This is a genomic window from Streptosporangium canum, from assembly GCF_900113865.1.
GTDB lineage: Bacteria > Actinomycetota > Actinomycetes > Streptosporangiales > Streptosporangiaceae > Streptosporangium > Streptosporangium canum.
In genome coordinates, this window is the sequence record NZ_FOQY01000001.1 from 405,395 (window position 1) to 419,851 (window position 14,457).

The 14,457-nt window shown below is 70.6% G+C and carries 14 protein-coding genes; 9 read left to right on the forward strand and 5 right to left on the reverse strand.

Features of this window, described 5'->3' with window-relative positions; translation table 11 throughout:
- Positions 1-74 precede the first annotated feature (74 nt).
- The 7 genes from BM085_RS01740 (at position 75) to BM085_RS01770 (ending at position 6,395) form a co-directional block, all read left to right on the forward strand.
- Entirely contained in the window at positions 75-1,034 is a 960-nt protein-coding gene (locus tag BM085_RS01740) for a DUF389 domain-containing protein (protein ID WP_093885274.1), read from the forward strand.
- Between the two features lie 83 nt (positions 1,035-1,117).
- Positions 1,118-2,023: an ABC transporter ATP-binding protein gene (locus tag BM085_RS01745; protein ID WP_031161061.1), complete on the forward strand. Its 906-nt coding sequence runs from the start codon at positions 1,118-1,120 to the stop codon at positions 2,021-2,023.
- Positions 2,016-2,894 (forward strand): ABC transporter permease, encoded by an 879-nt coding sequence (locus BM085_RS01750; protein WP_093885275.1) that lies wholly within the window; start codon positions 2,016-2,018, stop codon positions 2,892-2,894. Before BM085_RS01745 ends, BM085_RS01750 begins: the two co-directional genes overlap by 8 nt.
- Complete coding sequence (locus BM085_RS01755) at positions 2,891-3,805, forward strand: ABC transporter ATP-binding protein (protein ID WP_093885276.1); 915 nt, start codon at positions 2,891-2,893, stop codon at positions 3,803-3,805. Before BM085_RS01750 ends, BM085_RS01755 begins: the two co-directional genes overlap by 4 nt.
- Before the next feature lie 2 nt (positions 3,806-3,807).
- The gene (locus BM085_RS01760) at positions 3,808-4,524 is read left to right on the forward strand and encodes an ABC transporter permease (protein WP_093885277.1); all 717 of its coding nucleotides are present in this window, start codon (positions 3,808-3,810) and stop codon (positions 4,522-4,524) included.
- Between the two features lie 48 nt (positions 4,525-4,572).
- Positions 4,573-5,925: an AAA family ATPase gene (locus BM085_RS01765; protein WP_093885278.1), complete on the forward strand. Its 1,353-nt coding sequence runs from the start codon at positions 4,573-4,575 to the stop codon at positions 5,923-5,925.
- A 2-nt stretch (positions 5,926-5,927) separates the two neighbouring features.
- The gene (locus BM085_RS01770) at positions 5,928-6,395 is read left to right on the forward strand and encodes a hypothetical protein (RefSeq protein ID WP_093885279.1); all 468 of its coding nucleotides are present in this window, start codon (positions 5,928-5,930) and stop codon (positions 6,393-6,395) included.
- 53 nt (positions 6,396-6,448) lie between these two features.
- Here the strand turns inward: BM085_RS01770 and BM085_RS01775 are convergent, their stop codons facing one another.
- The 5 genes from BM085_RS01775 to rplM form a co-directional block, all read right to left on the reverse strand.
- Entirely contained in the window at positions 6,449-7,138 is a 690-nt protein-coding gene (locus tag BM085_RS01775) for a DUF11 domain-containing protein (RefSeq protein WP_093885280.1), read from the reverse strand.
- An 84-nt stretch (positions 7,139-7,222) separates the two neighbouring features.
- Positions 7,223-7,408 (reverse strand): hypothetical protein, encoded by a 186-nt coding sequence (locus BM085_RS01780; RefSeq protein ID WP_093885281.1) that lies wholly within the window; start codon positions 7,406-7,408, stop codon positions 7,223-7,225.
- 1,146 nt (positions 7,409-8,554) lie between these two features.
- Positions 8,555-9,910, reverse strand: a complete 1,356-nt coding sequence (glmM, locus tag BM085_RS01785) for a phosphoglucosamine mutase (protein ID WP_093885282.1) — start codon at positions 9,908-9,910, stop codon at positions 8,555-8,557.
- 1 nt (position 9,911) lies between these two features.
- Entirely contained in the window at positions 9,912-10,430 is a 519-nt protein-coding gene (rpsI, locus tag BM085_RS01790; RefSeq protein ID WP_012887870.1) for a 30S ribosomal protein S9, read from the reverse strand.
- Positions 10,431-10,499: 69 nt separating this feature from the next.
- Positions 10,500-10,943, reverse strand: coding sequence for a 50S ribosomal protein L13 (gene rplM, locus BM085_RS01795; protein ID WP_031171196.1), 444 nt, complete (start codon positions 10,941-10,943; stop codon positions 10,500-10,502).
- A gap of 410 nt (positions 10,944-11,353) precedes the next feature.
- On the opposite strand from rplM, the gene BM085_RS01800 reads away from it, so the two are divergent.
- Positions 11,354-12,070 carry a CAP domain-containing protein gene (locus BM085_RS01800; RefSeq protein WP_177244916.1) on the forward strand — a complete coding sequence of 239 codons (717 nt, stop codon included), beginning with the start codon at positions 11,354-11,356 and terminating at the stop codon, positions 12,068-12,070.
- A 35-nt stretch (positions 12,071-12,105) separates the two neighbouring features.
- A complete protein-coding gene (locus BM085_RS01805) occupies positions 12,106-13,158 on the forward strand; it encodes a hypothetical protein (protein WP_093885284.1) in 1,053 nt (350 codons plus the stop codon).
- Positions 13,159-14,457 lie beyond the last annotated feature (1,299 nt).

A 14,457-nucleotide genomic window follows, 5' to 3' on the forward strand; every position in this document is an offset into this window, starting at 1 on the left:
CGACCGCACCGCGCGAGAGCCGCGGAGCGGTCCCGGGCTTCGGGGAGCCGCCGGTCACGACCTAGGGTTGGCCCGTGCTGCATCTACGCGTGATCAGTCCGGCTGAGCTGACGGACGACGTCCTGGCACTGCTCGACGGGGCCGTCGGCGTGGTCAACCTGGTCGTGCTCCCCGGCGTGGCCCGCTCCCCCGAAGGCGACCTGGTCCAGTTCGACGTCGCCAGGGAGGCGGCCAACGACGTCATCGAGCGGCTCCAGCGGCTCGGCCTGTGCGCGGACGGCTCCATCATGGCCGAGCAGGTCGACCTGTCGCTCTCGGACGCGGCCGACCGCGCCGAGCGGGAGGCTCCGGGCGAGGGGGACGACGCCGTGGTCTGGGCGGAGCTCGCCCAGCGGGTCAGCGACGACTCCCGTCTCACCTGGGCCTTCCTGGCGTTCCTGGCGATCGCCACCCAGCTCGCGGGGATAGGCGTGGTCGTCGACTCGCCCATCCTCATCGTCGGCGCGATGGTGCTGGGGCCGGAGTTCGGGGCCATCGCGGCCATCTGCTTCGGCCTGCTCCGCGGTGACCGGCACCTGATCGGCCGCGCGCTGCGCGCACTGGCCATCGGCTTCGCGACCGCCATCGCGATCACCTTCGCCTGCGCGCTGGTCTCGCGCGGGCTGGGCTGGATCGGGCCGTTCAGCCTGACCGGCCACGAGGAGATCGAGTTCATCGTCAAGCCCGACAGGTGGTCCTTCATCGTGGCGCTGCTCGCGGGCGCGGCCGGGGTGCTCTCGGTCACCGCGGGCAAGTCCTCGGCCCTGGTCGGCGTCTTCATCTCGGTGACCACGGTCCCCGCCGCCGGATACTTCGCGGTCGCCGCGGCGCTGACCCGCTGGGAGGACATGGCGGCATCGGTCGCCCAGCTCGGGGTGAACATCGCGGGCATGGTCATCTCCGGCACGGTGACGCTGGTCGTCCAGAAGGCCTACTGGGCCAGGTTCGGCACGCGACTTCCGGCGCGGCCGCCGCGCGACCCTGACCGGAAGTAGGGGTAGCGCCCTACCCTGCGGATGAGGGACGACTCCTACGTGGGGCGGAGGAATTCGCTCCATCCGGTAGGTAGTGTCCGACCATGACTATCCTCGCCACCGAGGGACTGACCAGACGTTTCCCCCGGGTGACGGCACTCGACCAGCTCACCGTCACCGTCGGCTCCGGCGTGACCGGCCTGGTCGGAGCCAACGGCGCGGGCAAGTCCACGCTGATAAAGATCCTGCTGGGCCTGCTCGAACCCTCCGCCGGAAGCGCGCAGGTGCTCGGCATGGACGTGACGACCCACGGCGCCGAGATCCGCCGGATCGTGGGTTACATGCCCGAGCACGACTGCCTGCCGCCGGACCTGTCCGCCACCGAGTTCACCGTGCACATGGCCCAGATGTCGGGGCTGCCGCGCACCGCGGCCCGGGAGCGCGCCGCCGACGTGCTGCGCCACGTGGGGCTCTACGAGGAGCGCTACCGCGCGATGGGCGGCTACTCGACCGGCATGAAGCAACGGGTCAAGCTGGCTCAGGCCCTGGTGCACGACCCGCGCCTGGTCCTGCTGGACGAGCCCACCAACGGCCTCGACCCGCAGGGCCGCGACGAGATGCTCGCGCTGATCCGCAAGATCGGCACCGAGTTCGGCATCAGCGTGCTGGTCACCTCCCACCTGCTGGGCGAGCTGGAGCGGGTCTGCGACCACGTCATCGTGATCGACGGCGGCAAGCTGCTGCGCTCGTCGTCCATCGCCGAGTTCACCCAGACCACCCAGACCGTCACCGTGGAGGTCGAGGAGGGCCAGGAGGCGCTGGCGGCACGCCTCACCGAGCTGGGCGAGACCGTCACCGCCCACGGCCGGATGCTCCTGGTCCACGTCCGGGCGCCGGAGACCTTCGACACCCTCCGCGACGCCGTCTGCGAGCTCGACCTCTGCCTCGTCCGCATGGAACAGGGCCGCCAGCGCATCGAGGACGTCTTCAGGGAGCCGGTCAATGTCTGAGCCCACAGGTGTCATCCACGACATCGGATACCGCCACTACGACGGGGTACGGCTCGGCCGCGCCCACGCCACCCTGTCGCTGACCCTGCACAGCCTGCGCGGGGTGTTCGGGCTGGGCCGCACGGCCCGCTCGAAGATCATCCCGTTCCTGCTCGCGGGTGTCATGATGCTCCCCGCGGTCGTCTCCATCGCGATCATGGCGCTGGTCAAGCAGGAGGCGATCGGCTACACCACGTACGCGGTCACCATGCAGGCCGTACTGGCGATCTTCCTCGCCTCGCAGTCGCCGTACACCGTGGCGCCCGACCTGCGCTTCCGCGTGCTGCCGCTCTACCTGTCCCGCCCGGTGACGCTGATCGACTACGTCGGGGCGAAGCTCGCGGCCATGACCGTGGCGATGTTCCTGCTGCTGGCGGTCCCGCTCACCGTATTGTTCGTCGGCGAACTGGTCATCGACCTGCCCGGACCGGCGCACACCTCCGCCTACCTGACCAGCATGGCCGGCGCCGTCGCCTACGCGGTGCTGCTGGCCTGCCTCGGCGTGGCGATCGCCTCCTTCACCCCCAGGCGTGGCCTGGGCGTGGCCTCGGTCATCGCCTTCTACCTGCTCACCTCGGCCGTGTCCACCGTCGTCGCCGCGACGATGGAGTCGGTGAACAACTACACCGCCGCCGCGTGGGCCTGGATGATCAATCCGTTCTTCCTCGTCGACGCCGCGGTGCAGGTGGGGCTCTTCGGCGCGGCCCCCTCGGCGCCCACCACCTACCCGGCGGGGGCGGGCGTCGCGGTGGCGATCCTGCTGATGCTCGCACTGATCGCACTGTCGGTGACCGCCCTGGTCCTGCGCTACCGGAAGGCGGCCGCACGATGAGAATCGAACTGGCCCAGGTCTCACGCTGGTACGGCAACGTGGTCGCCGTCAACGACGTCACCATGACCATCGGGCCGGGCGTCACCGGCCTGCTCGGCCCCAACGGCGCGGGCAAGTCCACGCTGCTGCACATGATGGCCGGGTTCCTGGCGCCCTCCGGCGGCACCGTGACCCTGGACGGCACGCAGATCTGGCGCAACCACGAGATCTACCGCTCGATCGGACTGGTCCCCGAACGCGAGGCCGTCTACGGCTTCCTCACCGGCTGGCAGTACGTGCTGTCCAGCGCCAGGCTGCACCGCCTGCCCAACCCCGACGACGCCGCGCGCAAAGCCCTCGCCATGGTCGAGATGGAGCCCGCCAAGGACCGCAGGGTGGAGACCTACTCCAAGGGCATGCGCCAGCGGGTCAAGGTCGCCGCGGCGCTCGTGCACGACCCGGAGGTGCTCCTGCTCGACGAGCCGTTCAACGGCATGGACCCGCGCCAGCGCCTGCACCTGATGGACCTGATCAGCGCGATGGGCACCGCGGGCAAGACCATCCTGTTCAGCTCGCACATCCTGGAGGAGGTGGAGCGGGTCGCCCAGCACATCGAGGTCCTGGTCGCCGGCCGGCACGCCGCCTCCGGCGACTTCCGCGAGATCCGCCGCAGGATGACCGACCGGCCCCACGTGTTCCGGGTCCGCTCCAGCGACGACCGCCGCCTGGCCTCGGCGCTGATCGCCGACGCGTCCTCAGGCTCGGTCTCGCTCACCGGGACGGGCCTGGAGGTGCAGGCCGTCGACTTCCGGCGCTTCACCTGGCTGCTGCCCAGGGTCGCCAGGGACGCCGGCGTGCGGGTCTGGCAGATCTCCCCGGCCGACGAAGACCTGGAGAGCGTCTTCTCCTATCTGATCAACAGGAGCAGCTGACCATGAACGGTGTCATCGCCGGAATCTCCTACCGGGCGCTGCTCGGCCGTCGGCGGATCTGGCTGCTGATCATGCTGCCGGTGGTGCTGATCGGGCTGGCCGTACTCCTGCGGGTGATCGGCAGCGGCGGCGAGAACGCCACGATCACGCTCATGCGGACCTTCGCCATCGGCACCATGCTGCCGCTGCTGGGCCTGATCGCGGGGACCGGGGTGATCGCTCCCGAGATCGACGACGGCACGATCATCCACCTGCTGGCCAAGCCGATCTCCCGCCCCGTCATCGCGCAGACCAAGTTCCTGGTCGCCGCCTCGATACTCGCGCTGTTCGCCGCCGTGCCGACCTTCGCCGCGGCCTACCTGCTGATCGGCCTCGAATCCGGGGTCGCGTCCGGCTTCGCCGTCGGCGCCCTCGTCGGCGGCATCGCGTACGCCGCGGTGTTCATGCTGCTGGGCGTGCTGACCCGGCACGCCGTGACGATCGGCATCGTCTACGCGCTGGTCTGGGAGGGCGTGGTGGGCAACTTCGTCCCCGGCGCCCGCAGGTTCTCCATCCAGCAGTGGGCCCAGTCGATCGCCGACCAGCTGTCGTCCTCGCCGTTCTTCTCCACCGAGATCACCCTCGGCTTCGCCGTACCCGCGCTGCTGATCGTCACCGTCGGCGCCGTCGTCTGGGCCGGCCAGCGCCTGCGGAGCTTCTCCCTCACCGGCGACGAGTGACCCCGCGTGCGCCCCCTGCGACAGGGGGCGCACATGTACGGTTCACGTATGAAGTCTCGCCTGCTGGAACTGCGCCTCACCGAGTTCAAGACCTTCCGGGACGCGACTCTTCCCCTGGGCGGCATGACGACGCTCATCGGCCGCAACAGCAGTGGAAAGTCGAACGCCCTCGACGGGCTTGAGGTGCTGTCCCGCCTGGCGTCCGGAGCGGACCTCGTTGACGCCCTGGACAGCAGGCGAGGCGACGAAGGGCCCCTGCGTGGCGGCATAGAGGGGTGTCCTCCCCACGGGACGGACCGGTTCCGGCTGGGCTGCACGGTTATGTCCCCCAGCCGGGTCGGAAGCGGCTACTTCTTCACCCAGCTCGACGTCACCGTTCAGGTGCGCCCGGAACCGGAGATCATCAGCGAGACCCTCGTCGGCCTGTCGGAGAAGCGCCGCTCGACGCGGAACCCGGCAGGCCAGATCGCACACGATCTTCTCAAGACAGTGGACCCGTCCCCGGGTTCCGGCAGCATCGACGCCACCTGGTACAACGGCCGGCGGGGGCGGGACCCCAGAGCGCAGTTCCGCTCCACCCGCCTGCTCACCAGCCAGCTCCCACTCCGGCTCGCGGGGGAGACGGAGGCCGAGCAGCGCGTCATCAGGGCCGCGGAGGATGTCCTGGAGACGCTCCGTGGAGTCTTCCACCTGGACCCCGTACCGCACCTCATGAGGCAGTACGTGCCCAGCCGCGACACGCGGTTGCGCAGGACCGCCGAGAATCTCCCCGCTGTGGTCGGCCACATGAGGGAGAACGACCCCCAGCGGTTCCGGCAACTCGTCGCCGGCGTGCAGGGGCTCGTCGAACACGAGGTGACGGGGATCGAGGTCATCCGCTCGCCGCTCAACGACGTGATGCTGGCCCTCCGGGAGGACGGGGCCGTCACGCCGGCCAGAGAGATGAGCGACGGCCTGCTGAGGTTCGCCGCCATCGCCACAAGCCTGCTCCGTCAAGGACAGGACCTCGATCTCGGTGGACGCGGCGCGGAGGACGACGGCAGACCCCCGACCCTGGTGATCGAAGAGTTGGAGAACGGCCTGCACCCCTCCCAGGCCACTCAGATACTTGGCCTCGTCAAACAGGCCACACAGGAAGACGCCTCCCAAGTGATCTTCACGACACACAGTCCCGCCCTGCTTTCGGCGCTGGAGGCGGACGACCACAAGCACGTCGTCGTCTGCTCCCGTGACCGCGACACCGGCCTTTCCCACCTTCGGAAACTTCCGGAGATGGAGGGCTACCCCAGTTTGATGGCTCAAGGCGATCTCGGCACGATCGTCTCCTCCGGCCTTCTGGAGCGGACATCCGCTCCCGCTCGTGACTTCACCGAGTTCGACCGGCTCATGGGGATCGGCTGACGGTGGCTCGAAAAGTGGAGTTCGTCGATACTTCGGTACTTTGCAATCTCCTCAACGTCCCCGGCAGAAACCAGGACTACGAGGCCGTCGCCCGAGAACTGAAGGAGAGACGGCAGGAGTGTGATCTCATCCTGCCCATCACCGCCGTCATCGAGACCGGCAATCACATCGCCCAGCTCTCCGACGGCAGGGTCCGCAGGGACCGTGCCGACAAGCTGCACGCCCTCCTCGAACTCGTCATCACCGGCCGAGCCCCCTGGGTGCTCCACACCGTCGAATGGGGCGAGAGCTTCCTCCGTTCGCTGCTCGCGGGCGCCGGAACCGGGACGCCGTTCTCCGACCACGTGATGGCCAAGCTGGGGCTGGGCGACCTCTGCATCCTGACCGAACGGGAGCTCTACCGCACCAGGGTCGTCAACGTGGAGGTCGGCATCTGGACTTTGGACACACAACTTCGATCCCATTCCTGAACAACGTGTACGGCCCGCACCGGGGTGCGGGCCGTACACGGGGGTTCGGAGCGTCATGAGGGCGAGCGCCGCGGGCGGTCGCCGAGCTTCGTGAGGCGACCGGTCCACAGCCCGAACACCATCAGGACCAGCAGCCCGGCCCCCGCCAGGACGTACCACGGGCGCGCGGGCGCGGGCGTGGCCGCCGCCCGGGCGGCGTCGTCCGCCGCGGCGCCGGCCGGCAGCTGGTCGGAGTGGGTGGCGCAGACGATCGGCTTGTCGTCCGCTTCGGCGCTCGCGCAGGCGACGGTGGCCAGGCGCAGCAGGTCGTCCGGCGTGGCCTGCACCTCGGCGGTGGTGTGGAAGGCGGCGTTCCCGCCGGCCTTCAGGTCGACGGTCCAGATGACGTGCCCCGCCTTCGCCCTGCCGTCGCGGTCGGCCGAGACGAGCTTCAGCCCGGCCGGCAGGCTCTGGGTGAGACGGAGGTCGCTCGCGTCGGTCGTGCCGATGTTGCGGACGGTCACGGTGTAGCTGAGCCTGTCGCCCTCCTTGGCGCTGGTGCGGCCGTTGTCGACGCTGATGCTCAGCGTCGGGGCCGTCTCCGCGGCCTTCTTCCCGCCGTCCTCGTGCGGGTGCGGTTTGGCCGGGGACGCCGCCGCGGGTGCGGCGAGGACGAGGGTCAGGGCCGCGCCGGCTCCGCAGACGGCGGCGGCGCGCCGCGCGGCGCCGGATGGCGCGGTGCCCGGGAAACGGGTCTCTGCCATGGTTTCTCCTTCGTGTCACTCATGGATTCGGAACTCATGGACTCGGGTGCGTGCGGTGGGACGTCGTCGGCGCCCGGCGGCACGTCATTTGGCCGTCGCGACGTAGTCGATCGTCATCGTGTAGCGGCCGGCCGGGACGGAGGGGGTGTCGACCTCGTAGTCGTTGCTGATGCCGTCCCCGCCCGGCGCCGACGGGAGCGGCTTGTCGTACACGCGCACCGGGTCGGTGGTGGACAGGGACCGGAAGGTCGAGGTGCCGTGCTCGCGCACGCGCAGGTTGACGACCGAGGCCGGCCCGTGAAGGAACGGGACGCCTGCGGGTCCGTCCCTTCGGCCGAGTCACAGGCGGGGACGGGGACAGCGATGGACAAAGGACCGCCAATCCCTCGATTGATCGTGATGGTGGCGACTTTCCGCCTGCGAGTTCCCTCGGGAGCAGGGCGCTGCGACGGTCGCCGGGGGCCGGGGCCGGACCGGCGGGATGAGGCGACGGGCCGGACTCCGCGCCGGCGACGGGCCTGGTACGCGCGGCCGGAGGCGGCGAGAGCGGCGGCTCGGACCTCGGTGGCGGCACAGGGCGGCCGGGCCGGGATCGGTCCCGTGCGCGGACGGCCGCGAGCCGGATCCGCGACGGATCCCGTTGACGCCGCCGGGCGCGGGCGCGCTCCCCGGCGGAGCGCGTCCTACCGGGCGGGCGTGGCGTGTCCGGGTGTGGCCGGAGCCGGACGGACGGGCCGCGCGCCGGACGGGGTCTCGGCTCCGGAACCGTCACCGGGCCCGCCACGCGACTGGGCGGATGAACGGGTCACGGCCCTCCACGCGCCTGCCGTGGCCGCGGAACCCGTCATGACCACGGACCCGCCCCCGGGTGCCGGCCCTCTGGAATGCACCCGTCGAACTCTGCAGGATGCCAGCATTCGTCCCTCATCTGTTCGCCAGCGGCACCCCTGAAAGGGAGCCTCGCTTCTGTCCGCCGGCGGCATCCCCGAAAGGGAGCGCCGCCACGACCACTCAGAGTGTCTGATCAACCACTTGGAGTGTCAACGAAGGAGAAGTGTCGGCGTGGCGTCAGATGAGGCATTTCGCCGGGCACGGTCCGGGCGGCGATCAGGGCCGCGGCGCCACGCCAGAAGTGTGGGCAATGCGCTTTCAACCCGCCCGAACGGCACCGCGCTCCGGCCGTCCGCCACGGCGGGCACGCCCCTGCGCCTGCGGGCACCGGGGTGGGGCGGGGACCGGTAGCCGACTCCCCGGCCCCGCACCTTGACCGATCGTTGAACTCCACCATGTGTGCGGGGATGGCGCTGGACCCGCGAGCGGAGTCCGGCCTCCGCCGTCACCGGACCGGCGTGCTCCAGCCGGCCCCGCCCCCGCCCGGCGCGCGTGGAGCACGCCGGGCGAGGGTCACGGCCGTGTTCAGACGCAGGCCGTACGGACGACGTCCGCCAGACGGCCCGCCATCAGCTCGGCCTGCTCCGCCGAGGCGGCCTCGACCATGACGCGGATCATCGGCTCGGTGCCGCTCGGCCGGATCAGCACCCGGCCGGTCTCCCCCAGCTCCGCCTCCGCCGCCGCGACCGCGGTGGACAGCTCCGGAATCGAGGCCTTCGCCCGATCCACACCCTTGACGTTGATCAGGACCTGAGGCAGCCGGGTCATCACCGACGCCAGCTCCGCCAGCGACCTGCCCTCGCGGGCCACGACCGCCAGCAGCTGGAGCGAGGTCAGCAGACCGTCTCCGGTGGTGGCGTGGTCGAGCATGAGGACGTGACCGGACTGCTCGCCGCCGAGGTTGTAGCCGCCGGCCTTCATGGCCTCCAGCACGTAGCGGTCGCCCACGGCGGTCTCGACCACGTCGATGCCCGCGTTCTTCATCGCGATCTTGAAGCCCAGGTTGGACATGACCGTGGCGACCACGGTGTCTCCCGCCAGCTCCCCTTCGGCGTGCATCGCCATGGCGAGCACGGCCATGATCTGGTCGCCGTCGATCACCTCGCCGGTGTGCGAGACCGCCAGGCAGCGGTCGGCGTCCCCGTCGTAGGCGATCCCGACGTCCGCGTTGCGGGAGATGACGATCTGCTGGAGTTTGTCGAGGTGGGTGGAGCCCACGCCGGCGTTGATGTTGAGCCCGTCGGGGCGGGCCCCGATGGTCTCAACCGTCGCCCCGGCCCTGGTCAGCGCCTCGGGAGCCACCATGTGGGCGGCGCCGTGGGCGCAGTCGAGGACCACGTTCAGGCCGTCCAGGCGGCCGGAGACGGTGGACAGCACGTGGGACACGTAACGGTCGGCCTCGCCGTACGCTTCGCGCACGCGACCGACCGAAGCGCCGACAGGGCGCTCCCACTTCTCGCCGACCCGCTGCTCGATCTCGTTCTCCACCGCGTCGGGCAGCTTGTAGCCGCCGCGGGTGAGGAACTTGATCCCGTTGTCCGGGGCGGGATTGTGGGAGGCGGAGATCATCACGCCCATGTCGGCTCCGAGAGCCGTGGTGAGGTAAGCGACCGCCGGGGTGGGCAGCACGCCGAGCCGGAGAACATCCACGCCAGACGACGCAAGGCCGGCGACCACAGCGGCCTCCAGGAATTCTCCTGAAGCCCGAGGGTCCCGGCCCACGACGGCGACGGGGCGGCTTCGCCGCCCGACGCTGGCATTGAACGCCCCGGCATCGCCGAGGACATGAGCCGCGGCCACGGACAGATCCATGGCGAGCTCGGCCGTGAGGTCGCGACCAGCGACCCCACGTACCCCGTCGGTGCCGAAAAGGCGCCCCAACTTAACGCTTGCTGTACTGCGGAGCCTTGCGGGCCTTCTTGAGACCGTACTTCTTGCGCTCGGTGGCGCGGGCGTCACGGGTCAGGAAGCCGGCCTTCTTCAGCGGGGCGCGGTTGACCTCGACGTCCAGGATCGCCAGCGCGCGGGCGAGGCCCATGCGCAGGGCGCCGGCCTGGCCGGTCACGCCGCCGCCGTTGATGCGGGCGATGACGTCGAACTGGTCCTCGGCGCCGAGAACCACGAAGGGCTCGTTGACGATCTGCTGGTGGACCTTGTTCGGGAAGTAGCCGTCGAGCGGGCGACCGTTGATCGTCCACTTGCCGGTGCCCGGCACGATGCGCACGCGGGCGACGGACTCCTTGCGGCGGCCGGTGCCGTAAGAGTTGCCCGTGGTGATGGGCTTACGGACGGCGGCCTCGCCGCTGACAGTGGACTCGGAGGTGTACTCGGAGGGGAACTCCTCCGGGGAGTACTCCTGCTCGCCCTCGATGGGCGTCTCGACACCGGTGGACTCAGCCACGGTTCTCCTCTAACTTTCCTACTCGGCGTCGGCCGTCGGCCAACGCTGCTGGCGATAAGCAGCTAGCGACTACTGGGCGATCTGGGTGAGCTCGAAGGGCACCGGCTGCTGTGCCTGGTGCGGGTGCTCGGAGCCGGCGTAGACCTTGAGCTTCTTGATCATCTTCCGGCCCAGGGCGTTCTTGGGAAGCATGCCCTTGACGGCCTTCTCGACGGCACGGTCGGGACGCTTCTCCATGAGCTCACCGTAGGTCACGGAACGCAGACCGCCGGGGTAGCCCGAGTGACGGTACGCCTTCTTCTGCTCGAGCTTGTTGCCGGTCAGCGCGACCTTGTCGGCGTTGATGATGACGACGAAGTCACCGGTGTCGACGTGGTTGGCGAAGGTCGGCTTGTGCTTACCGCGAAGCAGGATCGCGACGTGGCTGGCCAGCCGGCCAAGCACGATGTCGGTGGCGTCGATGATGTGCCACTGACGCTCGACTTCGGCAGGCTTGGGTGTGTACGTGCGCACGGTCGTATGCCTTCTTTGCTCGCGTCTTCGGCGCTGTCGGAAGTGACAGCAACGTGGTCGGTAGGTGCGGGCACACGACAGCCCGGACCTTCCGTCTCCCTAGGACCGAGGAGATGACGCCGGACGCGCCGCGCATCGGTCTGCAGAGGAGACCAATTCGCACACAACGAACTAGCAGGATACCGGCGCGGACGAGCATGGGTCAAAAAGACGCGACTCTTCGCCGGTGTCCCTGGGCAGTCTACCGGCGTCAGGGCACTGGTCGGGAATCGGCGCACTCAGCTTTCACAGAACGGTTCCGACACGTTCTCGACATTCCCTTCTTCCCCAATGCAAACATCTCTATCTTTAACAGCGGTATGTGGCAACCCCCTCACCCCCGGCATACCCAGCGGACCAGCCTGCGCCGCATGGGACTGTTCGCGTGTCTGATGACCGTGCTGCTGCTGGGGTTCCTCATCGGCCGGGGAAGCCTCAACAGGGAGACCCCCAGCCAGATCTACCTGAACAACGCCGGGGCGCCGACACCCACCCCCACCGCCGCGAACGTCGGCGGGCGCAACGTCGCCCGCGCCCCGCTCTCCCGGGTCGTCCGCCCCTCCGCCGCCCCCGTGACGACACTGCCGCAGCCCACTCCGCGCGCCACCCGGGCCCCTAGCGACTCGATCGACGACTTCACCGACGACGACTCCCGCTACGTCCTCAACGGGGAGGGAGGGCAGGACAGCCCCACCGTCTCCACTCCCCTGACCCCGATGGAGAAGGGGATCATCCGGCTCACCAACGCCGAGCGCAGGCGGCACGGCTGCGCTCCGCTCCGGGTCGACAGGCGGCTGGTCAAGTCGGCCAGGACCCACTCGGAGGAGATGGCGAAGAACGGCACCTTCTCCCACAACTCCCCCGACGGCGAGTCGCCCTGGGACCGGATGGAGGCCGCCGGCTACCGCGACGGGGGCGCGGAGAACATCGGTCGCGGCTACGCCTCGGCCGCCGAGACGGTGCGGAGCTGGATGGCGACCCCCAGCCACCGGGGCAACATCCTCAACTGCAAACTGACCGCCACCGGGGTCGGGACGATGGAAGGCCCGGGCGGTCCCTGGTGGACGCAGGACTTCGGTTACTCCTGAGCCAATCGGCTCTGATACAGGACTAGTCTCGGCGCATGGGTTTTCCCGGGGAGCCGCCGCGCCGCCAGCCGTACGTCCAGCCTGACGCGTCGCCGCCCGCGCAGGGCGAGCACTGGTTCGAGCCCACCTCGCACGGGCCCACCTCGCACGGGCCCACCTCGCACGGGCCCACCCCGCACGGGCGCGGCCCGTACGGCCTCGATCCCACGGCCGCCGCCGGGCCACCGCAGCCCCCCCGGTCCGGGCAGCAGCCCGAACAGCTCCAGCAGCCCGCGCAGCCGGAACGCCGGGCCGACCAGCCCGAACGCCGGGCCGACCAGCCGGAACAGCCCCGGCAGGCGATGTGGAGCCCCTACGACGAGGGGCCGCGCTCCCGGCGGCCGATCTTCATCGCGGCCGGCGGGCTCGGCGTGCTGGTCGCCGGAGGCATCGGCCTGGCCATGCTCGCCAACTCCGACCCGACCCCGCAGTCCAGTACGGCGAGCCCGCCGGCACGGGCCTCCGACGCGCCGATCCCCAGCAATCCGGGGGGCAAGTTCGGGTTCGCCGCCTCCCGGGCGACCGACCGCCACCCCCTCGGGCTGAAGGAGGTGTTCAAGCGCAGGAAGGTGACGTTCGGCGGCCAGAGCTACCTGATGACCACCAGCAGGCTCGACAAGAAGTGCAAGGACGCCGTGGTGGGCGCCAAGCTGCAGAAGGCCCTCACCGCGGGCAAGTGCACCCAGTTCCTGCGCGCCAGCTTCCGGGACGCCTCAGGGAAGATCATCGGAACCGTGGGGGTGGCCAACCTCAGGACATCGGCCGCGGCCTCCAAGGTCGCCTCGGTCGGAGCCGGCAAGTCGCGGGAGGAATACCTCAAGGCGCTTCCAGGCAAGGATAAAGTCACCAAATTTCTCGGCACGGGCGAGGCGTTCGCGGGCGGGTGGAGCCACGGGCACTATGCCGTAATGGTCTGGTTTCAGTACAAGGACGGGCACCTGCCGAAGAAGACCGAGGTCAAGCAGCTCAACCAGGCGGCTTTCGGAGCCACCGACGCGACGGTCACCCCGGCGTTGGAGTCCCGTTCGCTGACCGGAAAGCGCCCTTGAGCAAAGGCTCATCGAGTCGATTTCCCTCACAGAACCGGCGGGCGATACGGCCAGGAACGCCCATACCCGCATGACGAGCTCCGGCTATCGCTACGCTTCGACGTATGCGTGGCCAGGAATCCGGGTCCGAGCACGAACGCGAAGCCGAGGGTTCGGCTGCACCGGCGACGCCTCCGCCGAGTTTCGGCCAGCCTTCGCCTCCCGTGCCCCGGACCGATCTCACAGGTGACGATCAGCCCTACGACCCCTCGGCGTGGCCGGCGCCGGCGCCCGGGACAGCCCAGCCGTGGACGGTTCCCGGTGACGGCGGTGCCCCCTACGACTGGTTCGCCGACCCCGAGGACGAAGTCCCCACCCCATGGCACGGCTCCCCGCAGCCGGGGCCACGTCCCGACCATCCCGCGTCTCCGGAGCCACCGGGGGCGTCGTGGCCCGACTCCCCCGGTCCGGCCCCCCAGCTCCCCCCATGGGCCGGCTCCCCTCCCCCCACCGGCCCACCCTGGGCAGGGACGCCCGGCGGCCCATCAGGCCCCTCCGGCCCGTCCTGGGCAGGCCCCACCATCCCCGACGGGCCACACCCCGCCCCCTGGACCGGAACACCGGGCCCCGACGGGCCGTCCGCTCCGCCGTGGGCGGGAGCCGCCACTCCCGCGGGACCGCCGGGGTCGCCGGCGTGGCCCGGTCCGGCGCCCGCCGGGGAGTCTCCGGCGTCGTCCGGCTCCACGTCCCCGGTGCCGGTGTCGCCCGACAACCCGCCGCTGTCCACCGCGCCGATCGTGCCCGGGGCTCCGCCGTGGCAGCCGCCTCCGGCCTTCACCGCCGCCGCCGCGGGCATGCAGGTGTGGCCCTCGTCCGCACCGGACGCCCATGGCGCCCCGCAGTGGCCCGCGGCCACCGGGGAGCCGGTCTGGTCCGACCAGGAGGAGACGGCCCCCCGTCCGGGTGAGCCCGGTGACGTCGCCGTCTGGCCGCCCTCCGCCGCTTTCCCCGACAACCCGGACGAGAACACCGTCAACGTCCGCACATCCGAGCCCGCCGTACCAGGTCGTCCAGATCCCGCGGGGCCGGACGCGCACGTCCCCGCCCCGGGGCCCGTCCCCGGCCCGACCCCACCGCCGGGAGCGGGCCACGCCCCGGGCCCGGAACCGCTCCCCGGACCGGGCCATGCCTCCGGCCCGACGCCGGCGCCCGGACCGGGCCCGGCAGCGCCCTCCGGACCCGACGCCTTCGCTTCCGGCCCGACGCCTGCCGGAGCAGGCCCGTATCCTGCCGGTCCGGCGGCCCCGTCCGAACCGGGTC

Bases quoted from the DNA above. Each gene is read 5' to 3' on its own strand.
- BM085_RS01765 (WP_093885278.1), top strand. From the start codon at position 4,573: ATGAAGTCTCGCCTGCTGGAACTGCGCCTCACCGAGTTCAAGACCTTC.
- BM085_RS01800 (WP_177244916.1), top strand. From the start codon at position 11,354: ATGGGACTGTTCGCGTGTCTGATGACCGTGCTGCTGCTGGGGTTCCTC.
- BM085_RS01775 (WP_093885280.1), bottom strand. From the start codon at position 7,138: ATGGCAGAGACCCGTTTCCCGGGCACCGCGCCATCCGGCGCCGCGCGG.
- BM085_RS01760 (WP_093885277.1), top strand. From the start codon at position 3,808: ATGAACGGTGTCATCGCCGGAATCTCCTACCGGGCGCTGCTCGGCCGT.
- BM085_RS01805 (WP_093885284.1), top strand. From the start codon at position 12,106: ATGGGTTTTCCCGGGGAGCCGCCGCGCCGCCAGCCGTACGTCCAGCCT.
- BM085_RS01755 (WP_093885276.1), top strand. From the start codon at position 2,891: ATGAGAATCGAACTGGCCCAGGTCTCACGCTGGTACGGCAACGTGGTC.
- BM085_RS01750 (WP_093885275.1), top strand. From the start codon at position 2,016: ATGTCTGAGCCCACAGGTGTCATCCACGACATCGGATACCGCCACTAC.
- BM085_RS01745 (WP_031161061.1), top strand. From the start codon at position 1,118: ATGACTATCCTCGCCACCGAGGGACTGACCAGACGTTTCCCCCGGGTG.